The organism is Algoriphagus hitonicola (assembly GCF_900113375.1).
Lineage (GTDB): Bacteria > Bacteroidota > Bacteroidia > Cytophagales > Cyclobacteriaceae > Algoriphagus > Algoriphagus hitonicola.
Genome location: NZ_FOPC01000010.1, coordinates 30,183 through 53,452, shown reverse-complemented (window position 1 = coordinate 53,452; position 23,270 = coordinate 30,183). Strand labels below are relative to the sequence as shown.

The following is a 23,270-nucleotide window of genomic DNA, read 5'->3' as shown; positions in this document are numbered from 1 at the left end:
GTTTTTTGATTGAGGACTTTTGGGTTTAATTTATTGCATTAAATTCTCATTCCTAATAATCTTTGCTATGAAAATGACATTAAAACCCATTTTAACCCTTAGTGCACTAGTGATGCTGGGATCTTTTGCCCATGCTCAGGAGAAGACTCCTCCGCCTTTGCCACCTGAGGCTACCGAATTTTACACCCCTGTACCTCCCAAAATCACTCCTGGAGCTCAGAATCATCAAGCTCCATCTGATGCGATCGTGTTATTTGACGGCAGCAGTTTGAATAATTTTGTTTCTGCAAAAGACGGCTCAAGTCCGGCAGAATGGAACATTGAAAACGGAGAGTTGGTCGTGACGGCTGGAAAAGGTGATCTTCAGTCTAAAATGTCCTTTGGCGATGCCCAATATCATGTCGAGTGGTCTGCACCTACCGAAATCAAGGGAGAAGGACAGGGTCGAGGCAATTCCGGTTTTTTTCTCATGGGTTTGTATGAAGTACAGATTCTCGATAGCTACGAGAGTAAAACCTATACCAATGGTCAAGCTGGTTCTATTTATAAGCAATATCCTCCTTTGGTCAATCCCCTTCGAGCACCTGGAGAGTGGAATTATTACGACATTATCTTCAAAGCGCCTCGATTTGATAAAAACGGTGTGCTTGCCTCACCGGCTACGGTTACCGTATTAATCAATGGAGTGGTAGTCCAGAATAATGTGATCCTTCGCGGACCAACCGAATACATCGGTATTCCCAACTATAAGGAACATGCAGAAGAATTGCCGATCAAATTGCAGGATCATGGCAACCCGGTCAGATTTAGAAATATCTGGGTCAGACCGCTATAATAAGTTGACAGGAATCGGTTTTCAATAAGCACCAAATCTGCAAACTGAATACTGTCACTGCCTACTTATATTTTATAACCATTAACCCAATAACCATTATGTCTTCTCGAAGAAAATTTATACAAAATACCATGCTTCTCGGAGCAGGCTTAAGCATGCCCAGCATCATGACCGCCGCAGACTTTGGCACATTTACCCGAAAAATCAAACCCTCCGATCAGCTGAACTATGGTCTGATTGGCTGCAAAGGGATGGGCTGGTCCAATATGAATGCCCATCTCAAGATGCCCAACGTTAACTGTGTCGCGCTGGCAGACGTGGACCAGTCTGTTTTGGATCAGCGAACGGAAGATGTGTTTAAACAGCGAGGAAAAAGGCCAAAGCAATACACCGACTATCGCAAAATGCTCGAAGATCCAAACATTGATGTAGTCATCATAGGCACGCCAGATCATTGGCATTGTCTGAATATGGTCGATGCGGTCTCCGCGGGCAAGCACGTTTATGTCGAAAAACCCATTGCCAATACCATCGAGGAATGCCAAATCATGGTCAAGGCTCAGGAGCGATACGGAAAAATCGTTCAGGTAGGGCAGTGGCAGCGTTCAGGTTCGCAATACGATGAAGCCATTAATTATGTAAAGTCCGGTAAACTCGGTCAAATCCGCCTGGTGAAATGCTGGGCATATCAAGGTTGGATGAAGCCAGTGCCGGTTTTACCCAATGGTCCTGCGCCAGCTGGAGTGGATTACGATATGTGGCTGGGGCCGGCACCGAAGCGGGAGTTTAACCCCAATCGCTTCCATTTCAACTTTCGCTGGTTTTGGGACTATGCGGGTGGATTGATGACGGATTGGGGTGTGCATGAGATTGACATCGCACTGTATGCGATGGGAGTGAGTGCGCCTAAATCCGTGATGGCTTCCGGTGGAAAATTTGCCTATCCTGACGATGCTTCAGAGACGCCGGATACCTTGCAGACCGTTTATGAATACGATGGGTTTAATATGCTTTGGGAGCATGCGACCGGTATAGATGGGGGAAATTATGGCTCTACGGAAGGGATTGCCTTTATTGGAAACAATGCCACCCTCGTAGTGAACCGTGGAGGATGGAAAGTCATCCCAGAAACCGAAATGGTCGAGGGAGAGCGTAAACCTAAAATAGCCGAAGTTCCTCATACCCGCCCGGAGGGACCAAGTGCCTTGGATTTACATGCGGTGAATTTTGTGGAGGCTGTTCAAGCCAATGATGTCAGCAAACTGAAGTGTGCAATTCAGACTGGCTCTGTCGCTGCTATAAACGCCCAAATGGGAAATATCGCATACAAAACCGGAAAAAAAGTCTATTGGGATGCCGGAAAAAACCAGTTTACCGATTCGGAAGCCAATGATTTGATGAAAGCCAACTACCACAATGGCTGGCAAGTCCCAATGGTTTAGCATCATTGCAAGGAGCAGTAAAAGGAACATGAGTTTCTGAGCGAATCTTTGATTCGACAAAGCAATCTCATTATCCATTACATAATTTCGATTTATTAGTAAGCAGCCCTCTGATTTTATTCGGAGGGCTTTTTTAATAAAAAGGAAAGAAAGAATGGATTTTATAACAACCTCAAAAAATAAGAATCAGAAGATCCTTTTAAAAAACGGTATATTACTTGCATTAAGAATGATTGGGATAGATCTATTTTGGATTTATCCAAATATAATTAATCATTTAAACGATCCACATTATGAAAAAATTACTTCTCAGTTGTGCTATGCTTTTTCTGTTTATTGGGGAAAACACCGCTCAAAATATATCCTCAGACCAAAATGAAAGTTGTGATTGTCAATATTCTTCGGGAAAGGTCAAAGTTAATGATTTAACATCCTGGCAGCCTTCTGCCTTTGCTGAAAAAAATATTCGTTTTGGATATGATCATTCTGTCAGTAATGAAGAAGATCGCTTTGATTTACCTGCAGGTCCATCTGGGTATCGAACAGCCATCGGGGTACGGGGTGGTTATACCTCAGGAGTGACCTTTAAGCATTTTGTGAATAGCAGGGCTGCTATCGAGGTGATTTTGGGAGCCAGTCGATGGAGAGGAACTTCCTTGACAGGGATTTACGAATGGCATAAGCCGGGAGCTTTGGAAGTAGCCGAACTTAGCTGGGTATATGGATTTGGTGCGAGACTGGGCTTTTTTGACGGGCGAAATTACTACGCCGGTTATGGCGGGCCTTGTAATGATCCCGGAAATCCCAAATGTCCTGCATATTGGGATGGCCGATCTTTCGCAGCCATAGGTTTAGTGGGAATCGGCGGATTGGAATACAAATTCAACGATGCACCGGTGACCATCGGGCTGGATTTGATTCCTTATATCTATTTTCAGCACTATCGCGGAAATTTCATCGATGGAAGTTTGTCTGTTCGCTACACCTGGTAAATGACCTTGAATACTCATTTAAAAATGCCGGAGTTATTTCTGGTATTTTTTTTTAAACTACAGCTTGCTCCGAATGGAGGCGGTTTTTGACCCCTTCCTATATTTTTTGTAAATTCCATGATGAAGTACTTAGCCCCAACCTTACTCATTTTCCTTATTCTGTCCTGCAAGTCTCCTCAACAATGGACTGGTCAAGGTCCCATTGAGGTGGTTCCGACGGAGGATCAACTTATCGAAAATCAGCCTTATCAGGATTTCGACCTTGGAGATGGCCTTTTTCTTTCCAATAAAATGGAAGGCGGTCGATTAAACGATGCCCGACGGATCAATGATACCTTAGTTGAAGTTCAGATTCTACCCGAAAACCAACCCATCAACTCCAGTCCCTGGTATGCTTTTAAGGTTTGGTCGGAAGAGGAAAAACCCATGTGGATTCGATTGACTTATCCGACCACGGGTTTTCATCGATACTATCCCAAGATCAATAAGCGTGGTCTTTTTTATAAAAAACTGGATTCTGCGGCTTTTCATCCCCATCCCAAACTCATGGAAGATGGGACTGAGCGAATCGAATTTGCCGAGGCAAAAGTTTGGGTGAGCCCGGACACGCTTTGGATTTCAGCACAGGATTTTGCGGGAACGGGCTATGTCGATCGCTGGAAAGATGAGATTTTAGAACATGATTTTGTGGAGTCTATCAATATTGGATCGAGTAAGGAAGGGCGACCCTTGGAAGTATTGAAAATTGGAAATGCGGATGACCAAAAAATGCTTATGGCGATTTCTTTGCAGCATCCACCGGAGATCCCCGGATTTTTGGCTTTGAAGAGTTTTGTGGAAACGATCTGCGAAGACAGTGAAATGGCTGAGAAATTCCGAAGCAAATACAATCTTTATGTGATGCCCATGATGAATCCAGATGGAGTGGCTCGTGGCCATTGGCGGCATAATGTAGGAGGGGTGGACACCAACCGGGATTGGATTAATTTCAATCAACCCGAACCCAAAGCTTTGGCGAATTTTATGGAGGAAAAGGTGAGGGAAACGAGCGGAAAATTTGTGTTTGCAGCAGATTTTCATGCCACTTGGGAAGATATTTTCTATACCATCAATGAGGATTTGGAGGGAAATCACCCGGGTTTAATTCCAAAATTGATCCGACGTTCTTCTCGGAAAATCCCCGGCTATGAGCCCAATATCCGACCTTCTGAGGGTATGGAACGGGGAGTCACGTCAAGTTCCTATTTCTTTTTTGTCCATGGGGCTGAGGCCATGACCTATGAAGTAGGGGACAATACACCCAGAAACCGAATTCGTCAAAAAGGGGAAGCGACCGCACGGGAGTTGATGCGGATGCTGAATCGGAGGTAAGGTGGGGTCAAAAAAAACCGATCATTCTATCACCCCTGAAGAAAGATCGGTTATTGAAAAAGTTTAATAAAGCCAAGCTTTTGCTTAACTGATAATCTAATGTAGGGAAATGAAAAGTGATTTCATGAACTGTTGAATAAGTGTGGCTTTTTGATGAATATCCGTTGAGAAAATCAGGATACTTTAAAATTCATTTTTTCAAAAACTGGTAAAATAAGCGCTTCTAAATCTACTGAAAGGAAGGGTCTTAGGGAGTTGGAACGAATTAGTTTTCTTCTTCACCTGATACTGAGGCTTTCAGATTCAGGTCTAGTTTTAATTTCTCCTCATCAATACTGATATTTTTAATAGCTAGATCAAGGGGGAATTCTGATCGATTTTCCTGTAAAAGTTGAATCAAATCCAGGTGGATTTTTGCGTGTTTCTTGTCCCAGATGATTCCTTCTTTTTCTATTTTTCCAAAGAACTTAATCAATTGGTTTACGAAAAAATTGGCGTTGTAACTCAAGGAAATTGAGCGTTCAGAAAATCGATCGATTTTACAATTTGCCGATAAAAGTCGAGAAACTTTTAGCTCAAATGAATTTGAACCGATCAAAAATATCCTGACGTTTTTCTTGGAAAAAGAACGGATCAAGGTGTTGATATCGGATTCGGTAAATTGGAGTGTCATAGTACCAATACAACAAAAAAACCTGGTTTTAATTCTCGCTAAGGAAGAAAAACCAGCTTGATAAATCAAAATCCCGGTAGTTTTTTGTTCTACAAAGCAGGCGCGTGGTATCCCTTTTGATTTCCTTTGGGATGCTGGGGGCAGGTGATCGAGGTTAGGTTGGCGATGGTATTGTTTGTGGTGCCGCAGTATTTGCAAGTGTACCTGGATTTTTCGCTTCCTTCATAGAGTTTATGTTTGCCCTTGTTTGCTCCGTCAGGATGGCGATAGCAGGGCATGCTGGTCAGATTGGCAACGGACGGATAGGTAGTTCCGCAATATTCACAGTAGAAGGTGGGCATGCTTTGATTAGTTATTTATATCTGAGGTTGGCATTTATTTAGCTAGTTTGGCGACCATTTTTTCAATAGCTGTTTTGGCTTTTCGGATATTCGATAAGGCTAGGTTGAGATCGATGTCATTATTTTCAATGTGATGAGGCTGAGCAAACCAACTTTCAGGATTATGTTTACCCTTGGACTGATTAATGACTCTTGTCGTCACTCCGACATTCTCCGGACAATTGACCACTTGGGCGATTTGTGCATCGCTGAGAAGGTGCTTATAGGTGGTATGCACCCATTCCGAACCGTAGATATGTTCATAGTCGTAGGGATCACCCCCATAAAGTGTTTTGCCGGTATAGCAGTCCTGATAGATAGCCTTACCATTGCCACGTTGTAGCGCTTCAGCATGCATTTCTGCTTTTACCTTGTTAAAGACCTTGTCGATTTCCAGGCGGGAGTAGGGGCGGGAGGGGTTCATAAGTTTTAATAGTTTAACTATAGCTCAATAGTTTTTCCTGTTTTGATTAATTCTGTCAGTTCAGCGATATTAGAAAATGGACTTGCGCTAATAACATTAGAAAGATTAGTTAACCCTGAAAGAATTATATCTTTATCATTTCTTTTAAGCCCCTCGTCAATTATCTCAAAGTTTTTGTTTATTACACTTGTTCTCTCTGAAAAAACTTTATCAAATAGCTTATGAAGAAGCTTGTATTTTTGTTGCAATTCTTCCATCAAAACTTTTTCCTTTATTTCTAGATCTTTACTTTGGTTGTCAAGCTGTTTGATTTCTAATTGCATCTCATGAATTCGTTTTATACCTTCCAAAGCCTCAAGAGGGTTTATATTTTTAGGAAGTAATGTCAATACTTTTGATATTTGATTATTCATTTTCTAATAATTTTGTGTCAATAATTTTTAAAATATATCTAGTTTGTTCTCCAAGCAAAGCAATTTTTTTTAATTCATCTTGTGAATAAGGATTTTTAAATAGTTTGAATTTAAACCATTTTATAATTTTACTTAGAATTCCAAATCTGAAAATTTCTCGATAAGTTTGCTCGAAAGAATTTTCAAAAACCTCTAAACCTTTATTAATACTTATTGAAATTTCTTCAATTCTTTTGTCAATCAGTTCAAAACTTAATAAATTCTTTTTTATTTCAGATAAGTGATTTGTTATTTTTAGATTCTCTTCTCTTATCATCTTGATTTTCTTATTTGCATTTCGATGCTGAACTAAAGCAGAAACGCCAATTATGGGAAGAATTACAATACCACCTAATACCATTGTTCCACCTGCAATACCTGCGCCGCCTGTAGCTAATGACCCCCCACCGAACCAAGCGAGAGTTGCATTAGTCGCTGCTGCTCCAGAAAGAGTAGAAATGGCGGTGCCTGTAGATGCAGTTCCAAAATAACCCGCAAGAGCCCATGTTCCAGATGCTAAAGTTGTTCCTGTGGAAATTCCTAAAAATGAACCTTTTCCTAAATTAAAAGCAGCTTCGTTTATTGATATATCAATTTCGATTTTAGTTAGGTTTATGCCTTTATCAGATAAATAATTTTGCACTATAGTTCTCTGCTTAATTGTTAGCAGAGACGTTATTTTTTTAATTTTTCTAATTTTTTTGACTGACCTTTTTTTTAGATTTATTAGTTTTCTTATCTCTTTATTTGTTTCTTCCCTTCTTTTCTCATGAAATGAAAATTCAACTTTTAATTTTTCTAGATTTCTTTGATAATCTGAATTTGCATTAACAACTCTGTTGTAAGCCCCAAAGGATATAATGTTTTTAAATATCTTTTCCATTTTAACATACTCTAATAATAATATAATTAAGAAAGTTATCGTAACTTTTATATTAAAAACTCCCCACCACCCCATTCCAATGTACATCCGCCCCCTTTTTACTGATAAACGTAAATTCGGATGCTGACTTTTGTCCCCCATTCTCCGGTTTGGATAACCAAACTTTCTTCGGAGTAGCCGGGAAGTAGCATTAGTTTTTCTCGAATTAGGAGGGTTCCCTTAGATTCATGTTGGGAATTGAGCTGATTTGAAAAACCGACCCCATTGTCCTCGACGGTGCATAAAAGTTGATTTGGGGCAGTGAGTTCAAAGCGAACAGTCAATTTAGGCTTGGGATGCTCGGGGGTGAAGGCATGTACGAAGACATTCTCGACCAAAGGCTGAATCAGCATGGGAGAGAGTTTGATTTCCTCGCTTTCCCCTTTCGCCATGTTGATGATCTCCCAATCCACGCGCTCGTCCATTCGTATATTTTCCACTTCAATGTAGCGAGAGAGGTAATCGATTTCTTCGGTGAGGGTGATTTCTGTTTGGGAACTTTGATCCAGAGTACAGCGGATAAGAGAACTGAATTTGCCGAGGTAAGTCAAGGCCTGATCGGTGTCGTTTTTTAGAATGAAATATTGAATGCTGTTGATGGCATTAAAAGTAAAATGCGGATTCATCTGCGAGCGCAAAGCCTCCAGCTTGATCTCTGCCAGTCGCTGATTGAGTTTGGTTTTGGCTTCAAATTGTTTCTTTCGAATTTTATAAACCCCAAAGAAAAGCCCGGTGCAGATCAAAATCAGAATCAGGATAAACCAGATTTTGAGATAGATCGGACGCTCGATTTTGAAATTGATAAGCGGAATCCTGGACATGTTACCAAGCTGATAATTCCAGACTTCTACCTCAAGCTCATAATTCCCCCAGGGCAAGTAAGGAAGTTCAATCACCGGATCATTAAAAAATTCCGTCCAGTCAGCTGTGGATTTCAATCTGTAGCGGAATCGTAATTTTTCCGTATTCAGGTTTCCAGTAGGTTTGAATCGGATAAAGAGTGTATTTTGATCTGATTCCAACGCTAAGTTTTTGGGCTGAAAGACAAACCAATCGTATTCTTTGGAGGAGAGTTTATCGTGATTGACCTTGATTTCGGTAATGCCCAATTGGATTTCTTGGCTACGATTCTGAACAAACTCTGGAAGATTGACTTGATAAAATCCCCTTGAAGTTCCAAGGTATAGTTGATCACCTAATCGCTTTGCGCTGAGAAATAGCTTTTGATAAAATCCCTGTTCCTGATCAAAAAAACTGTTTTTATCTCCTTCCAACACATGAATTCCCCGTTCGGTGACTACGATTATGGCTTTCTCGTAGGACTCTATTCGTAGGATGGATGTGCCTTGTAAGGCTTCATTTTCCCAGTGATTGATGATTTTAAAATTGGGATAGGGGGTAATTTCAAAGAGATCTCCAAACTCCGTTCCCACCAACAAATGCCCACTTGCCAGTCGATGAAGGGACTTGAATTTTTGTTCCTCCCAAATACCCTCCTTCAAATAGGATATGAATCGCTCTCCGTCCCATTGATAAAAGCCATGAAAAACGGACGCGAGGTAGGTATTCTTTTCGTCTGAAACGACTTTGGCGATCTGTAAGGGGGTGTTTTCCTCATCGGGATGAAAATAGGTGAAGGAAAACTGATCGGGATCATCATAAATTCTGACTCCGGCATAAGGATTCGTTTCCATCAGTTTCCCATCCGGAGTAAAACCCATACTAAAGCAGTGTATCGGAAGATAGGTGAGGATTTCTCCTTTTTCACTGAGTTTGAAAACGCCCAGATTATTGTTGATCCAGAAAAAGGAATCTCTGAAGTGAAGCTCATAAAATTCGAGATCTTCCGCAAGAATGGTAGGATCGAGCTCGAAAAAACCATCCATTTGATCGGGGATTTTTTCGGGATTTTGACGGTAATAATTATCCTGTACCGTCTTAAAAGCTGTTCTGTCTACTTGAAAAACTTCCGAATTGGCAGAATCTCTGATTTCCAGGCCTTGGGAATGAAGCAGGCCCAGGAGTCCTTTTCTTCCCGAAATATCCTTCACTTCTTTGTCCCCAAACCGCTCATAGATCAGATTTTCGTCCACACGAACCTGATAGATTCCTTTGTCTTGCGAACCCAGATAGAGGAGACCTTTTTCGGCATCGAGCGCAGCGGCCTGGATAAATTTGGAATCGATATTGAAGCGCTCATTAAGTGAAATCAATTTCCCCTCTTTCCATTGGAAAATTCCCCCGTCTTTGGTGAAAAGTCCCGCTGCCAATAGGTAGGATTCCCCGTTGAGCCCTTCGGTTTTTTGCCAAAAAATGGAAGAGGACTGAGAATGAGTGGGAGATTTTCCCGATTCAAAATCTTTTTGGGTGATCGTTTTAAGACTCCCTTTGTCGGCCAAGAGTAGTTTTTCTCCTTCCTGAAAAACCCCATAAATGGGCAACCAATCGTTGATTTTTTGGATTTGGGAATCAGTTTCGTTCCAAATGATTTCATAGGAACCACTTCGATACGTGCTGTAAAATAATCTACCCTCCGCTTTCCAAAACCCAGTGGTGTAATTCAAATCGGTATTATTGGTACTTTCTGGTAGTGTTGTAATTTCAAATGATTCAATATCGATCATACTCACCCCATCTTCGGTTCCTACCAGCATGTAATTTTCGTAGGGGTAAAAGCGACGAATCCGATCATCGGCCAATCCGTCTTTCATCTGGATTTTTTGAAAATTTTTCCCGTCAAAAAAAGTAACTCCGCCTCCGTAGCTCCCAAACCAAAGGTGATGATTTTTATCCTCTGCGATCGCCCAGCAGCTATTGAATGCCAGTCCATCACGTTCAAAGAAATTTTCAAAGCTACCATTTTCCAGTTTGGATATTCCATTTTCCGTCCCGATCCACAGGATGCCACGGCTATCCAAATGAAGCGCACGGATAGCATTGTTGGGAAGGCCATCGGCGGTCGTGTAGTTTTCGGAAGGCAATTGCTGACCCAAGACTTTCCCAAAGCCAAAAAAAAGTAGGATTAGAGTCAGCCGGATCAAGTTACTAAGCAAAGCGCTTGGTCAATGTGGAATTTTTTCGAATTGCAACAGAGAGTTTTTCTCCCGTCTTCATGATCAGGAAATTCTGAGCTTTGTCGTAGCGTAGAATTTTGGTCACATTCACCGAATAAGATTGATGAATGCGGATAAATCGACTTTCGGGGAGTTTCGTTTCAATCTGACCGAGTGCTTTTGAAATAAGCAGTTTGCGATTGTTTTCGAGAAAGATCGTGGTGTAGTTTCGGTCTGCTTCAAGGTATATGATCTCATCTAACTTCAAGAATTCCATTCCATCTGAAGTCGAAAAAGCGATTATCCCCAAGCCGTCAAGTTGTTGAGAGAGGGTTTCTAGCAAGGGTTGGATAGGATCTGACTTTTTGCTATCGAGGTAGCGAATAATGGTTTTTTGAAGTTCAAGGGAGTCTATCGGCTTGAGCAAATAATCAAATGCGGTATTCTTAATTGCGTGGATAGCATGATCTCTGTATGCCGTAGTGAAAATCACGTCAAATTCACGGTTTGGCATGACCTCCAGAAGTGCAAACCCATTTTTTTGGGGCATTTGGATGTCCAAAAAAACCAAATCAGGTTGATGTTTTTCAATAGCTGGTATCGCCTGGTCTACCGACAGGCAAAGCGCTTGAAATTCAAACTTTTCCGGGAATAGTTTATTCAAAAGTAATTTTAAAGATTCAAGTGCATGACGCTCATCATCCACTAAAATAGTCTTGATCATATCTAGTCCTCAAAAATTATAGAATATCTAATTTTCGAATTTTATTTCATTATATCCAAATAAATATACCAGCGTACTTAAATACGCTTAAAGTGAGGGTTTTTAAAGACCATCGACTTTCTCATAAATAGATTTGCGTTTTCTTTCGTCAGAAAATTTCACCAAACCCAAGTCCCAACAGCGCCTGGATTTAAGCTGCCTTTGAATTTGGTTTCATTTTCTTGGACTTGAAAGTCGATAGGTTCATCGCCATCGTTGAGTACAATCAGTACTTTTTTTCCTTTGGGAGTGAGATAAGCTACATTGGGCAATCCTTCAATAGGTGTGGAATCAATTCGTAGCGAGCCATCATCCACAAATTTACTGGCGTGGGCGATGGTGTAGTAGGCTGGATTTCGGGTAACTTGATCACCATCTATCGTCACCGCACCCAAACAGCGACTGCAGCCACCCCGATCGGTATGGGGTGTGAGTTCGGGATTGGAGCTTAGATTCCATTCCAAAACCGTCTTGGCCCAATTTCGGGGAGCGCCGATCAGGAGATGTTTGACATGCCAGTGAATATCTTCTTCCAGGTTTCCCGGTGCGCCCACCCACTGTTCGGTGAAGTAGAGATTTTTGTCGGGAAATGCCTGATGAACTTTCGAAAGTGCTTCGATTTCCCCACCATAAAGATGAAAAGCAGCGCCATCAATGTACTGATTGGCCAAAGAGTCACTCAGCACCGTGATCGGATAATCCGGTCGGTCCGCATTGTGATCGTAAACCACGATTTTGGTCTGTATACCCGCATCTTCGAATGCAGGTCCCAGGTGCTTACCGATAAAGCGGGCTTGCTGCTCAGGAAGCATCATAAGGGAGGGATTGTTTCCGGGATGAAGGGGTTCGTTTTGGATGGTCAGTGCGTCGATGGAAATTCCTTCAGCTTCCATTGCCTGAATGTATTTGACAAGATAGTGGGCATAGGATGGCTCAAATTCCTCCAAAAGTGAGCCTCCGCGGGTGTCTTTGTTGTCCTTCATCCATTTTGGGGGAGACCAGGGGGAAGCCATTAACTTGATGTCGGGATTGATCTCCAAAATCATTTTCAAAACAGGAACGACATCCAAGGTGTCATGGCTAAGACTAAAGTTTTCCAACTCGGGATCCACGGCAAGTGAATCCTGTAAATCATTGTAGGAAAACGGAAATTCATTCAAATCAGAGGCGGCTACAGAAAGTCTCAGATAATTGATTCGGATGCTGTTTTTCCCATTCCCAAAGAGTTCTTCCAAAATACTAGCCCGGGCAGAATCACTCATTTGAAGTAAATGCTGTGCCGAACCCTGACTTAGGGTATATCCAAAGCCATCCATGCTTTGGTACGTAGAATCCCGATTGATTTGAATTGTTTTGCTGGATTCACCGGATTCGGGAATCGCTTCTTGGGGTTCAAATAAAACTGAGGCTTTTGGGTCTGTAAGCCAAAACTCCGGGGTCTGGTTTTTGGAAGTACAAAAGCTGAAAAAAAGGAAAAGAAAGCTGAGGAAGATGAGGCTGGGGTTTTTCATCCCTGAAATTAAGAAAAGCCCTGAGAATTGTCCTCAGAGCTTTTATGAATTTTGCGTTGTCTTGGAAAAAATGAATGGAAAAAGACTTTTTGGCTAGCTTTATTTAAACAAACCTTTACCCATATTCATCAGGCCTCCGAGGTCCATTCCCCCTCCGCCTTTTCCACCGCCGAGGAGCGAACCCAAAATATCGGCTTGACCACTGCCTCCGCCTCCTTGAAGCGCTCCGATCACTGAATTCATAATATCTGAATTGTCCTGAGGTGCATCATTAACTTTCTTATTGAAGAAGTTCATCAACATGGGGAGCGCTGCCATGGCAATTTTCATGGCCTGACCGCCGTCTATCCCAAGTTTGGATTTCAAACCTTCCGAAACATCCCCGGCGAGATTATTTACCACCGGACTGTTGGGGTTTGTATCTGCCCCGGAAAACATTTCCTTCAAGGCATCCAAATCGCCTGATTGGGCTTTTCGCTGTAAAATCGAAGCCAGTGTATCTTCGATTGCCGAAGCATCTCCGGGATTGGCTGGTACATCTGAATTAGCTAGGAGGTCCCTCAGGGGTCCGTCTGCCATTTTTAATAATTGATCGATCATAATAGTAAAAGTTTGATTACCTGAATATCCTCAAAAAATAAAACTAAAGCCAAAAAATGATGGATGAATTAAATTATAATTGTTAGGATTGGAGAATCCGCTTAATATTGGTTTCCCCTTTGATTACCTCCACGGCTAAATGTTTGATACTTTTATTGGTAAGCATGTGATCGAGCTTTTGTCTGATCGCTACTATTTCAAAATGTAGGGGGCAGGGATTTTTTTCAGAGCATTTATTCAATCCAAGGCTACAACCCGAAAAGAGGCTATCTCCGTCCACAGCGCGGACCACGTCCTTGAGGGTTTTGTTGGCGTGTGATTCATCGGCGTAGAATCCTCCATTGGGACCTTTGACCGAACCGATAAGCTTTGCACGGCTGAGTTGCTGTAGGATTTTGGCAGTAAAAGCCTCAGGAGCATCGATTGCTGCTCCGATTTCCTTAGCACCGGCTTTGCTGTCTTGAAGACTTTGAGTCCAAATATAGATGATGGCTTTGATGGCGTATTGGCTTGCTTTGGAAAACATATAGGAGAATTTTGTCCTAAATATATTCAATTTCACAAAAGCAAAAAAACCGAATCCAACTGGACCCGGTCTTTTACCCATTCAACCATATTTACTTTTGCGTTATTTTGGCAATAATACTTGATCAACTACGTGGATGATCCCATTGGAAGCCGGTAAGGTGCCAATAATTTTAGCCCCATTTATTTTGACTGATCCATCTTCTCTTTTTGTAACTAAGAGAGATCTTCCATCGGCTGTGCCCAATTTTCGATTATCCACAAAGTCCTCTGCCTTGTAGACGCCCAAAAGCACATGATATTCTAAAATATCACGTAATTGTCGTTGATTTTCGGATTGGGTTAGGTTTTCCAAAGTGCCTTCGGGAAGCTGATCAAAGGCATCGTTGGTTGGTGCGAAGACGGTAAATGGACCTACATTGGTCAGCGCATCTACGTATTCTGCGGCCTGCAATGCTGATACCAGTGTGCTGTGATCTTCCGAACCCACCGCTACTTGTACCACATTAGGATTGGAATCTGAATCTTGGACAGATGACTGGCCACCAAGCTTCGCTGCTTCGGACTGAGTGACATTTTCGGCAGTGCTTGTACTTTCTCCACATCCCTGTATAAACCAAGGAACTAGGAAGGTGATGAGGATTGCTATTTGCTTTTTCATAAGCTGTGGGATATGGGTTAATTAGCTGTTTTTGAAGCCATTTTACGGAGATAAAAATACAATATAATTTTGCAAATAAAGATAAGTAGATCTTTTATTTTTAATAAAAAAATGACCCCGATTGGGGCCATTTTTTAACATTAAGAAAACCTATGGAAATTTGTAACTGATCATCAGGAAGAAATTTCTACCCGGTGAAAACATGGGGCTTTTATCGGCTCCAATGGGTCTGCTCAGATGCTCATAGTATGCTTCATTTAGAAGGTTTTGTGCACCGGTTTTTAACAAGAGTGAATTTCCAAGTGGATAGCTTACATCCGCATCGATTAAAGTAAAGCCAGGAGTCTTTTGTTCGCCGAATACTTCAGAAACTCTGTTTTGTGTAGCGACTTGACGGAGGGTAAGTCCAGCGTGAAGTTTGTCTTTGACGAATTGTCCTTGGATTCGATACCGAAGGTCAAAAGGTGCTATTTCCGGCAAAGCAGCGTTGAGGCCGAGGTCTTTACCATAGGTATAGGCCAATTGCACCGAATGCTGTACTCGCTGAGATATTCTTTGCTTAAAAGCCAACTCAAATCCTGTTTTGTATGCTTCATCGATATTGACATATTGTCGGACTCCTGGACTGGAAGGCAGGCGTGGCTTCAAGTCTGTTTTGACAGAGGAAATATAATCTGTCAAATAGGAACCAAAAACAGTGGCTTCCAAGGAGAATCCTTCAATGTCATAGCCCAAAACGAAGTCGATTTCGTAATTGGTTTCCGGCTTGATCTGTGGGTTGCCGACTAACTCAAATGGATCCAAGCCCACTGGAAGGTAATTGATAAAACGCTCGAGTAAGCCTCCACTCCGCTGCACTGCCGCTGCCCAAAGACCTACATTAAATGATGATCCTAGCGACCTTTGCGCTCCAATACTCAGCCCTGGATTGAGTTGGGTGTTTTTAGCTTCGGGATGAAGGAGTAGGAATTCCTCCGCAGGATCGTTGGCGATGGCTTGATTGACATCCAATCGACCTGAGGTGGTCAGAATGGTTTGGCCTACCGGGAAAGTGTAATTGGCAAATACGCCAGTTTTGCTGATTTGGGAGTTCTGCCATAGGTTATCGTAAACGGTTTTCCCAGCCATGGGTCCCATGAGCATTTCACGAATTCGGGTGCCCTCTGCTGCCTCCACTTTATGGTCCATTCCTGCATAGAGTTTTCCGGATTTGAACTTCCATAAACCCTCTGTTCGGATTCCCCAATTCTCGGTAATGGCTGGAGTGGATGAATTGACCATTCGGGGGTCTATATCCCGAAGCAAATTATCCATAAGGTGATCTACTCGAGTGAAATAAGCGGAGCTCGTCCAAGAAGCTAAAGAGCCACCTTTGAAATTTCTGGTGTGTTTGATACTTCCCATCCAGGTATCATCAGTTCTGAGATCCATATTGAGGGAGGGGAAATCCACATCACGGGCAAAATTTCGGTTGATTGAGACTTGTACCAAATCTTTTGGGCTGATCCTCAGGTCTCCGTACATACCCACAGTGCCTCGTGTAAAATCGGAAGGAACAAATTGTCCAGTTCCGTCTTTGTAATCGCTTCCTTTGGCCCAACTTCCTAAAATCCCAACATCGTAATTACTTCCTTGAAAACCTATTCGGCCTTCATTTCTACTGACGTTTCCGTTGGATTCGTAGAGGGAGGAAAGTCTGCCATAGATACCTGATTCCGAACTGAAATCAGGGGATTCCTGGATGTAATTGATCGTGCCGCCCAGTCCAATTCCGTACCGAAGCGCATGCGGGCCTTTTAGGATTTCTACTTCTTTGATACGGTTCAGGGCAACTTGACTAGTCGGAGGGTCCATGCGATTGGGGCAAGCCGCATTGGCGCTTTGCATTCCATTTATGACGATATTGAGCTGATCATATTTGAATCCTCGCATGACCGGGTCAAAGGCAAAACTGCCTCCCTTACGGATACCCGCCACAGCTGGATTGAGCGATAAAATCGCCCCGGCATCGTGATGAAGCCGTTCTTGATCTGAAAGCACGATTTTTTTATCTTTTTCCTCAGTCATCTTTAAGGAAATGACTGAAACGGGCGAAAGCTGAAATATATTTTCACTTCGCTCAATTCTGCCAATTTGATTTGCTTTCAATATTTCCTCGGGACTCAGGTCCCAGTTGCCATAGCTGATATGACGCAGGAAAAGCCTGGTTTCGGACTTAAACTGGAATTGAATAAATCCATCTGTATCGGAAATGCCCTGTACATCGGCATAGCGATAGCTGACTCCCGGAATATCCAAACCTTGTTCGGGATCGATGAGTCGAAAACGTATAGTTTGTTGGGCTTGAGCTTCGTTTATGATGCCAAAGAAGATCAGAAGTCCAAACAGTAACAGTCGGTTTATTTTTGATGATGTGTTCATTTTTAGCTGATTTAGAGAATGAATAGACATGATTCCCCCTTCCTTTTGTCTCAAAGGGGAATTCAAGCTGTTTTTATCTGAAAATCAGCTACTCTGAGGTGGGTGAAATACATCCAAGTGAAGGGATGAAATCAGTTCTGTGGGGTGAAGAAAAGATTGTTTTTGACCGATAAAATCTGGAGAACTCAGGTTGATTTTGGTGAAATCCTGGACAAGGAAAGTGAGCTGAAGTTCCTCCAGCGTGATTTCTTCACCCTGTTCATTTCTTTGATTTTTTGTTTCGGCCAATCTTTTGCCCAATTCGCATTGGCCATCGCATTGCAGTTCGGGTTTGTCCTTATTAATGCAGTAAAGCGCCGTGATTTCTTCCCGATCCCAATAAAAATGGAGTTGAATCAGACTGTACCCCATTCCGTTAAGTAGAATGAGTAGGACAAAGGCAATATGTAGGACTGCCCTAGGCATTGATTTCGAAATTTAGCCCTACTTTTTTTTGCCTATTGTGAGCGATATCACTTTGTGATGTTTTTGTCTTTTTGTCAAACCTTTTCTTCCAAAGGACTATGGCAGCCATCGTCATGAAAATCACTAGAATGCTAAATCCATTGACAACAGCAAAACCTCTTCTTTCATCGATCCGAAACATCCAAGAACTGAGAAATCGCCCAATCAAACTCACTTGAAAAATCGCCCAAGGAATCCACAGGATCGAGTGAAAAGGACTTTCTTTGAAGCCAAAAATCAAAGGGAAAATAATCGGTGCATGCGCCCAAATCATCGAAAATACAAACCCTAAGAAGAAGCTGTGCAAAAGCAAATCGTAATACAGCGGATGGGAGGAAAGAAGTAGGATCGTCAGCCCGAATATCAATAGCCAAACATAACCGACCAAAAGTCCGAGTCCGATGTATTTGAATTGGTTTTCCTTTTTTACCGAAAGCTTGGCCATGTCATAGCATAAAAGCCAACCGGCAATTAAAAGGGCACTCGAACCCATAAAGTACGGTCCACTTCCATGAAATGGGAAAATCAGTCCCAAAAGAAACATGGCCAAAAATGCCAAAAGGAGATTTTTGATGGAGTTTTTGACAGGAAGAAATTCACTTAATTCCAATCGCTCACCCACGATCGTAAATAGCAAAAAGCCAATCCACCACGTCGCTCCAGCAGCAATTAATCCTTGCTCATAAGCCATAAAATTGCCCAAAAACCAAAGCACTGCACCTCCATAAAGCAGGAAGGTGTGGATTTTGGGATGCTTGAGAGACTGGAGGTGCATGATAATGACCAAACCCGAGGAGGCCAAAAGCAACAGTCCATAGCCGATTTCTGTCAAGTCAAGTAGGAAAAACAGGGTTGAAATTCCTGAGGTAAAGGGAACAAGTAGCCAAGCCTTTTGCTTCATGACCATCGCCCGCTCAATCGAAATCAAAGTCCCCAAAAACCCGCCAACCATGTATAAACCATGCGCTGCCGCACCAAAATCTGTCAGCGTACTTCCCACACGAATAAAGCCTCCGGAAATACCAGATAGTAAACCCAAAAGCACTAAGGGAAGAAGAAATGCAGGATCGGCTAGCGATTTCATTTTTATCTGGATTCTATTGAAATCTCGTTCTCAGGATAGAGGAGGTTTAGGGTTTCTTCGAAAAGGATATTCCGCTCGAGATGCATGTGTTTTTGCATGGACAAGTCAAATTCCTCCAAAAGGGAATAGATCAACTGAATACTTTTTGGGCTGTCTTCCGGAAGAGAATAATTGTCTGTGATTGACCGGATTTGAGTCAAATATTCGCCCTCTTGCTCGTGGTCAAGCATGAGGTTTTCAATATCCCGTTGGATTTTTGAAAAGTCCTTGCTCAGCATCAGCTGACGGGTTTCATTATTTTTGAAGACTTTTTTGATATAGGGGAAAAGAATGAGTTCTTCCCGCTTGAGATGCTGGGCGAGTTCCTCCGCTGCTTGGTCAAAGATCAAACTGATTTCATGTAGCTGAAGAAAACCTTTACCATGTCGCCTAATCCCGCGCTCCAACGCAGCTTTGATCAAGGGGACTTGCTTTTTGGCGAGTTTGTGGAATTTGGTTTCAATGTAGGTGGCCAAAAGATTCAACGGCCAAAATTTGAAATCAAAGTTTTGCTCCAAAGGTCGGGTATAAGCCTCGCTGAGCGAATCGTAAATCTCCTTGGAGCTAAGATCATTATCTGTGCAGTATTCGGAGATGGTTTTACTGCCATCACAGCAATAATCAATTCCAAATGCCCGAAATACAAATGCAGCCCGAAAATCGGCTGTAACTAGGTCTGCGATGGTTTTATCAGTACTTTCCATATTAATATCGGATAAAATTATCCTCTTTAAGTTTGAAAGAAATGGGCTTTCGCCCAATTCCCTATACAATATTATAGATATTTCTAATAAAAGACAAAAACATCCTTAATAAATTATTCAATTTTCAATGCTCAATCGGAGAGGAATCAAACCAAAACTTCCTTTAGTTCTAGTTGTTGAATTTCTTGATAAAGCTTGTGCAATTCCTCTTTCATGGAAGCGAGCTTTTCCTCAGTATCCACCTGAACTTCCCGGATCAGATTTTGGTAATATTCGACCCCATGGGTAAGGTTTGATCTAAATTTTTCCAAGTAAGTGATTTGCCTTTTATTTGCCGCATCACTGACTTTTTCAAACTCATTTTTCAAGTAGCTGACATAGAGTTGCGCTTCTTTGATTATAACATGTGGGCGCTCGGGTTCGAGGTTCAGTTTGATCTTTCCGTAGATATGTCCTACCATTTCCTTGAGGGAATAGATTCCTTTGAAATAGGCCAAATTAGGCCCCGGACAAATAGTCACTGCACTGAGATTTCGCTTGGGTATTTCTCCACTGGCCAAAATTGCCGGCGCACTTAGTCCCTCGCAGAGACAATCCTTAACCAGCGTTTCTTGGAGTTCTTGATTGGAGATTTCTCCCTTTTCAAATCGCTCGCTTTGAATATTTTGATATTGTCTGGATGCGGTGCAAATGGGTTTTTCGGTATGATCGGTATTGAAGGACAGGAATTTTTTATAGCAAGGACTTCCCGGGCGGTTTCGGGCAATTCGGTCTTTTCGTTGCTCTTCCGCACTGGAATTTCTTAGATTGTTAAAAGGAACCCCCAAAGGCGAAGCATGACTCAGGTAAAAATCAGCTTGCTTGGCTTTAATAATTCGCTGAAGGGTGTCATCATCTACTGAAGTGGCTTCGGGAACCAACAAAAAGGGACTTCCCCATCCGGTACCATCGAGTTGATAATGCTTTTGTAGGAAACTGTTTTCTTCCGCAGTTCCAATTCCTCCCTGATAAGTGACTTTGAGTTGGGGAGGAGAGGAGAAAGTTGAGATCCCTTTTTGAAGGTGAGCTTCTGAGCAAATTTCGAATAGGGTTTGAGTTAATTCTGCTCGGTTTGCTTTGAACTCTTCCAAAATGGGCCCGATCAAAAAACCATCCGTGGCAAAAGCATGTCCGCCACAATTCAGTCCGGATTCGATTCGGAATTCGGAAACCCAGATTCCTTTTTTGGCCAAGAATTTTCCCTGAATCAAAGCTGATCGGTAATCGCTTACTTTCAGGATGACTTGTTTTTTCAAATTTTCTTTTTCAGCCGGGAAAAAATCAGAAAACTCCTCTAAATAGGCAAATAGAGCAGGATTCATTCCCGCTGAGAAAATTACGGATCCCGAAAGTTTGCTTTGGGCAAATCCCCGCAAAGCGGAAAGGGCATCCGAAAACTCACGAGGTAGAAGTTCCCCATTTTCATCACTGTTGAGTTTGTCCACCTTGGTCATGATGTTGACATCTACACTGCCGGGTTGGATCATTGATTGGATTTGGGCTCCGATTTTTTCTTTTTCCTGAGCTGAATTTGCCTCAAAAAATTCAAGGAAAAGCTCCTGCAAAGGATGATTTTCAGGAAGTAGATCCACATAGGTTTTGAGCTGAGCAAGTCCATTTTGGCTGAAAACATCAATTTCCTGCATTTGAACCTGAATCAACTCATGCATCAAATCCAAATAGGCCTGAATTCGTTTTGCTCGATAATCAGCTTCTTTTTCACTAATCGGGATAAAATCGAGTTGATTTTTATTGCTATAAATCTCCCGCATCCGCTCCAAAAGCTGATCATCCATAATGGACACGACACTGGAAATCCCATATCGGGCTACTTTGATCGGTGTATCTACGGTGTAACCCAGACCCATGACCGGGATATGAAAAGAATGTGGAGAAGAGAGCATATGTAATTCAATTTATATTTAAAGACAAAATTATCGGGCTTGGGAATTCATTCCTAGCTGATTTCCCTGTGTTTTGTCTTGCGAGGAGCTGATTTTAATCATAGAAAGAAAATTGCCGAACGTAGATATTTGCTGGGATTTGAATGTAGTGGAACCTGTTAAAGCAATTATGAGGATTGAATGAGTGATTTTAGAAGTGTAAGTAAAGTCACCAAAAAAACGGCTTCGATACTTCAAATTTGATTTCTGATCCTATTCATCATGTCAAAAGCCCACATCAATTATTGGGATTTCATCTACGATACCAAAGACAGTACGCAAGTTGGTTGGTATCAAGCCCTGCCTGCCAAATCTCTTGCGGCGATTCAAAAAGTCGATTTGAAATTGGATGCTGATATTTTGGATGTTGGTGGTGGAGATAGCCTTCTTGTAGACAAATTGAATTATTTAGGATATCAAAATCTCCATGTGCTGGATTTGTCCAAAAATGCCCTTGAAAATGCCCAAGATCGATTAGGAGAAGCAGCAAAAAATGTCCATTGGTATCCTCAGAATATTTTAGATGGATTTGCTGTCGATCTGTACTTTGATTTTTGGCACGATCGAGCAGCTTTCCATTTTTTAACCGATCCGATGGAGCAAATTCTCTATCGAGAAATTGCCGCAGCCTGTATTAATCCTGGTGGTTATTTGATGATCCATACTTTTTCTCCCGACGGTCCCAAAACTTGCAGCAACTTACCCGTTCGGCAATGGAGTGTGGGGGAATTGACTCGTTTTTTTGAGGCTGATTTCCAACTTTTCGAAGGGTTCAATTACGATCATTTCACTCCTGCTGGAAAAGCTCAAAATTACTCTGTGGTGATTTTAAAGAGGAGATTGGAGATTTAAACTTTCGGAGAAAGAAAGATTCCGTTCGATTTGGGGCTGATGCGGGGAAAGGCTTAACTTAGATGATCCATTTCAAATTTACCTCATGGTCGATATCACGCATAAAAACTCCACCCTCCGAAAAGCTATAGCCCAAGCGATCGTACAAGTAAGTCTTCCCGAGACCATTCAAGCAATCAAAAACCGAACAGTTCCCAAAGGAGATGTCTTAGAATGCGCTCGCGTGGCAGGACTTTTTGCAGCCAAGCGGACAGCAGACATGATTCCCGATTGTCATCCGCTTCCCGTCGAATTCACCTCGGTGAGCTATGAAGTAGGGGAGATGGAGGTTAAAATTTTGGTGGAAATTCATACCATTTACAAAACTGGTGTAGAGGTGGAGGCCATGCATGCTGCCTCGGTCGTCGCGCTGACCATGTATGATATGCTCAAGCCGATCGATAAAGGCGTGATGATTGAGCAGATTAAGTTGGTGGAGAAAAAAGGGGGGAAATCAGACTTGAACAAAAAGCCCTTGGGGAAAGATTTAAAAGCGAAAATAGTGGTCTGTTCGGACTCCATTTCTGCTGGAAAAGGTGAAGACAAAGCCGGTTTGGCGATTCAGTCCAAATTAGAAAAGCACGGCATTTTAGGTTTTGATTATGTGATCATCCCTGATGAATTTGCTTTAATTCAGAAAACAGCAATGGAAGCGGTGGCAGAAAAATTTGATTTGGTGATTTTTACAGGTGGCACGGGTTTATCCCCAAGGGATGTCACTCCAGACGCTTTAGAAGGAATTATCGAACGGCGAATTCCCGGTATCGAAGAGGCTATTCGAAACTATGGTCAGCAGCGAACTCCCTTTGCGATGTTATCTCGGTCCATTGTGGGCTTGATCGGAGAAACCTTAATAATGGGCGTTCCCGGCTCAACCAAAGGTGCTGAAGAATCTATCGATGCGGTTTTTCCAGCAGTGCTACATCTTTTCAAAGTGATGGAAGGGGCAAGTTTTAGGCATTAAAGGGGTTTTGGTACCCTTTCAAAAAATTATTTTCAAAAGAAGGACCAATTTTTAGAAGCTTTTTCTAACTTTGTTAG

At 42.2% G+C, this 23,270-nt stretch carries 22 protein-coding genes; 6 read left to right on the top strand and 16 right to left on the bottom strand.

The window, feature by feature from the left end:
- The first annotated feature begins 67 nt into the window (after positions 1–67).
- The 4 genes from BM043_RS13835 (at position 68) to BM043_RS13820 (ending at position 4,640) form a co-directional block, all read left to right on the top strand.
- Entirely contained in the window at positions 68–835 is a 768-nt protein-coding gene (locus BM043_RS13835; protein ID WP_377900691.1) for a 3-keto-disaccharide hydrolase, read from the top strand.
- Between the two features lie 98 nt (positions 836–933).
- Positions 934–2,277: a Gfo/Idh/MocA family protein gene (locus BM043_RS13830; RefSeq protein WP_092792635.1), complete on the top strand. Its 1,344-nt coding sequence runs from the start codon at positions 934–936 to the stop codon at positions 2,275–2,277.
- A gap of 293 nt (positions 2,278–2,570) precedes the next feature.
- Entirely contained in the window at positions 2,571–3,269 is a 699-nt protein-coding gene (locus BM043_RS13825; RefSeq protein WP_092792633.1) for a hypothetical protein, read from the top strand.
- Between the two features lie 117 nt (positions 3,270–3,386).
- On the top strand, positions 3,387–4,640 hold the full coding sequence (locus BM043_RS13820) for a M14 family metallopeptidase (RefSeq protein WP_092792630.1): 1,254 nt from the start codon (positions 3,387–3,389) through the stop codon (positions 4,638–4,640).
- A 265-nt stretch (positions 4,641–4,905) separates the two neighbouring features.
- Here the strand turns inward: BM043_RS13820 and BM043_RS13815 are convergent, their stop codons facing one another.
- From BM043_RS13815 to BM043_RS13740, 16 genes are all read right to left on the bottom strand, one after another.
- Positions 4,906–5,313 (bottom strand): hypothetical protein, encoded by a 408-nt coding sequence (locus BM043_RS13815; RefSeq protein WP_092792628.1) that lies wholly within the window; start codon positions 5,311–5,313, stop codon positions 4,906–4,908.
- 89 nt (positions 5,314–5,402) lie between these two features.
- A complete protein-coding gene (locus tag BM043_RS13810; protein WP_177188483.1) occupies positions 5,403–5,654 on the bottom strand; it encodes a hypothetical protein in 252 nt (83 codons plus the stop codon).
- Between the two features lie 34 nt (positions 5,655–5,688).
- On the bottom strand, positions 5,689–6,117 hold the full coding sequence (locus BM043_RS13805; protein ID WP_092792626.1) for a hypothetical protein: 429 nt from the start codon (positions 6,115–6,117) through the stop codon (positions 5,689–5,691).
- A 17-nt stretch (positions 6,118–6,134) separates the two neighbouring features.
- Positions 6,135–6,530: a hypothetical protein gene (locus BM043_RS13800; RefSeq protein WP_092792624.1), complete on the bottom strand. Its 396-nt coding sequence runs from the start codon at positions 6,528–6,530 to the stop codon at positions 6,135–6,137.
- The gene (locus BM043_RS19530; RefSeq protein ID WP_177188482.1) at positions 6,523–7,593 is read right to left on the bottom strand and encodes a hypothetical protein; all 1,071 of its coding nucleotides are present in this window, start codon (positions 7,591–7,593) and stop codon (positions 6,523–6,525) included. Before BM043_RS19530 ends, BM043_RS13800 begins: the two co-directional genes overlap by 8 nt.
- Positions 7,551–10,544, bottom strand: a complete 2,994-nt coding sequence (locus BM043_RS13790; RefSeq protein WP_092792620.1) for a sensor histidine kinase — start codon at positions 10,542–10,544, stop codon at positions 7,551–7,553. Before BM043_RS13790 ends, BM043_RS19530 begins: the two co-directional genes overlap by 43 nt.
- The gene (locus BM043_RS13785; protein WP_092792619.1) at positions 10,537–11,268 is read right to left on the bottom strand and encodes a LytR/AlgR family response regulator transcription factor; all 732 of its coding nucleotides are present in this window, start codon (positions 11,266–11,268) and stop codon (positions 10,537–10,539) included. The genes BM043_RS13790 and BM043_RS13785 overlap by 8 nt, the downstream gene beginning before the upstream one ends.
- Before the next feature lie 158 nt (positions 11,269–11,426).
- Complete coding sequence (locus BM043_RS13780; protein WP_092792617.1) at positions 11,427–12,818, bottom strand: glycoside hydrolase family 30 protein; 1,392 nt, start codon at positions 12,816–12,818, stop codon at positions 11,427–11,429.
- Positions 12,819–12,917: 99 nt separating this feature from the next.
- The gene (locus BM043_RS13775; RefSeq protein ID WP_092792615.1) at positions 12,918–13,418 is read right to left on the bottom strand and encodes a DUF937 domain-containing protein; all 501 of its coding nucleotides are present in this window, start codon (positions 13,416–13,418) and stop codon (positions 12,918–12,920) included.
- A gap of 82 nt (positions 13,419–13,500) precedes the next feature.
- On the bottom strand, positions 13,501–13,944 hold the full coding sequence (locus BM043_RS13770; RefSeq protein ID WP_092792817.1) for an RrF2 family transcriptional regulator: 444 nt from the start codon (positions 13,942–13,944) through the stop codon (positions 13,501–13,503).
- A gap of 102 nt (positions 13,945–14,046) precedes the next feature.
- Positions 14,047–14,604: a fasciclin domain-containing protein gene (locus BM043_RS13765; protein WP_092792613.1), complete on the bottom strand. Its 558-nt coding sequence runs from the start codon at positions 14,602–14,604 to the stop codon at positions 14,047–14,049.
- A 150-nt stretch (positions 14,605–14,754) separates the two neighbouring features.
- Positions 14,755–17,025: a TonB-dependent receptor domain-containing protein gene (locus tag BM043_RS13760; protein ID WP_092792816.1), complete on the bottom strand. Its 2,271-nt coding sequence runs from the start codon at positions 17,023–17,025 to the stop codon at positions 14,755–14,757.
- Between the two features lie 84 nt (positions 17,026–17,109).
- A complete protein-coding gene (locus BM043_RS13755) occupies positions 17,110–17,490 on the bottom strand; it encodes a hypothetical protein (RefSeq protein WP_092792611.1) in 381 nt (126 codons plus the stop codon).
- Positions 17,483–18,613 (bottom strand): hypothetical protein, encoded by a 1,131-nt coding sequence (locus BM043_RS13750; protein WP_092792608.1) that lies wholly within the window; start codon positions 18,611–18,613, stop codon positions 17,483–17,485. The genes BM043_RS13755 and BM043_RS13750 overlap by 8 nt, the downstream gene beginning before the upstream one ends.
- A 2-nt stretch (positions 18,614–18,615) precedes the next feature.
- The gene (locus tag BM043_RS13745) at positions 18,616–19,356 is read right to left on the bottom strand and encodes a DUF542 domain-containing protein (protein ID WP_092792606.1); all 741 of its coding nucleotides are present in this window, start codon (positions 19,354–19,356) and stop codon (positions 18,616–18,618) included.
- A gap of 146 nt (positions 19,357–19,502) precedes the next feature.
- Complete coding sequence (locus BM043_RS13740; protein WP_092792604.1) at positions 19,503–21,299, bottom strand: hypothetical protein; 1,797 nt, start codon at positions 21,297–21,299, stop codon at positions 19,503–19,505.
- 261 nt (positions 21,300–21,560) lie between these two features.
- On the opposite strand from BM043_RS13740, the gene BM043_RS13730 reads away from it, so the two are divergent.
- Together BM043_RS13730 and moaCB are read left to right on the top strand one after the other, a co-directional pair.
- Positions 21,561–22,190 carry a class I SAM-dependent methyltransferase gene (locus BM043_RS13730; protein WP_092792600.1) on the top strand — a complete coding sequence of 210 codons (630 nt, stop codon included), beginning with the start codon at positions 21,561–21,563 and terminating at the stop codon, positions 22,188–22,190.
- 85 nt (positions 22,191–22,275) lie between these two features.
- On the top strand, positions 22,276–23,193 hold the full coding sequence (gene moaCB / locus BM043_RS13725) for a bifunctional molybdenum cofactor biosynthesis protein MoaC/MoaB (protein WP_092792598.1): 918 nt from the start codon (positions 22,276–22,278) through the stop codon (positions 23,191–23,193).
- Positions 23,194–23,270: the final 77 nt, after the last annotated feature.

Bases quoted from the DNA above. Each gene is read 5' to 3' on its own strand.
- BM043_RS13765 (WP_092792613.1), bottom strand. From the start codon at position 14,604: ATGAAAAAGCAAATAGCAATCCTCATCACCTTCCTAGTTCCTTGGTTT.
- BM043_RS13760 (WP_092792816.1), bottom strand. From the start codon at position 17,025: ATGAACACATCATCAAAAATAAACCGACTGTTACTGTTTGGACTTCTG.
- BM043_RS13730 (WP_092792600.1), top strand. From the start codon at position 21,561: ATGTCAAAAGCCCACATCAATTATTGGGATTTCATCTACGATACCAAA.
- BM043_RS13745 (WP_092792606.1), bottom strand. From the start codon at position 19,356: ATGGAAAGTACTGATAAAACCATCGCAGACCTAGTTACAGCCGATTTT.
- BM043_RS13830 (WP_092792635.1), top strand. From the start codon at position 934: ATGTCTTCTCGAAGAAAATTTATACAAAATACCATGCTTCTCGGAGCA.
- BM043_RS13780 (WP_092792617.1), bottom strand. From the start codon at position 12,818: ATGAAAAACCCCAGCCTCATCTTCCTCAGCTTTCTTTTCCTTTTTTTC.
- moaCB (WP_092792598.1), top strand. From the start codon at position 22,276: ATGGTCGATATCACGCATAAAAACTCCACCCTCCGAAAAGCTATAGCC.
- BM043_RS13805 (WP_092792626.1), bottom strand. From the start codon at position 6,117: ATGAACCCCTCCCGCCCCTACTCCCGCCTGGAAATCGACAAGGTCTTT.
- BM043_RS13740 (WP_092792604.1), bottom strand. From the start codon at position 21,299: ATGCTCTCTTCTCCACATTCTTTTCATATCCCGGTCATGGGTCTGGGT.
- BM043_RS13775 (WP_092792615.1), bottom strand. From the start codon at position 13,418: ATGATCGATCAATTATTAAAAATGGCAGACGGACCCCTGAGGGACCTC.
- BM043_RS13825 (WP_092792633.1), top strand. From the start codon at position 2,571: ATGAAAAAATTACTTCTCAGTTGTGCTATGCTTTTTCTGTTTATTGGG.
- BM043_RS13785 (WP_092792619.1), bottom strand. From the start codon at position 11,268: ATGATCAAGACTATTTTAGTGGATGATGAGCGTCATGCACTTGAATCT.
- BM043_RS13770 (WP_092792817.1), bottom strand. From the start codon at position 13,944: ATGTTTTCCAAAGCAAGCCAATACGCCATCAAAGCCATCATCTATATT.
- BM043_RS13750 (WP_092792608.1), bottom strand. From the start codon at position 18,613: ATGAAATCGCTAGCCGATCCTGCATTTCTTCTTCCCTTAGTGCTTTTG.
- BM043_RS19530 (WP_177188482.1), bottom strand. From the start codon at position 7,593: ATGGGGGACAAAAGTCAGCATCCGAATTTACGTTTATCAGTAAAAAGG.
- BM043_RS13835 (WP_377900691.1), top strand. From the start codon at position 68: ATGAAAATGACATTAAAACCCATTTTAACCCTTAGTGCACTAGTGATG.
- BM043_RS13815 (WP_092792628.1), bottom strand. From the start codon at position 5,313: ATGACACTCCAATTTACCGAATCCGATATCAACACCTTGATCCGTTCT.
- BM043_RS13800 (WP_092792624.1), bottom strand. From the start codon at position 6,530: ATGAATAATCAAATATCAAAAGTATTGACATTACTTCCTAAAAATATA.
- BM043_RS13755 (WP_092792611.1), bottom strand. From the start codon at position 17,490: ATGCCTAGGGCAGTCCTACATATTGCCTTTGTCCTACTCATTCTACTT.
- BM043_RS13820 (WP_092792630.1), top strand. From the start codon at position 3,387: ATGATGAAGTACTTAGCCCCAACCTTACTCATTTTCCTTATTCTGTCC.
- BM043_RS13810 (WP_177188483.1), bottom strand. From the start codon at position 5,654: ATGCCCACCTTCTACTGTGAATATTGCGGAACTACCTATCCGTCCGTT.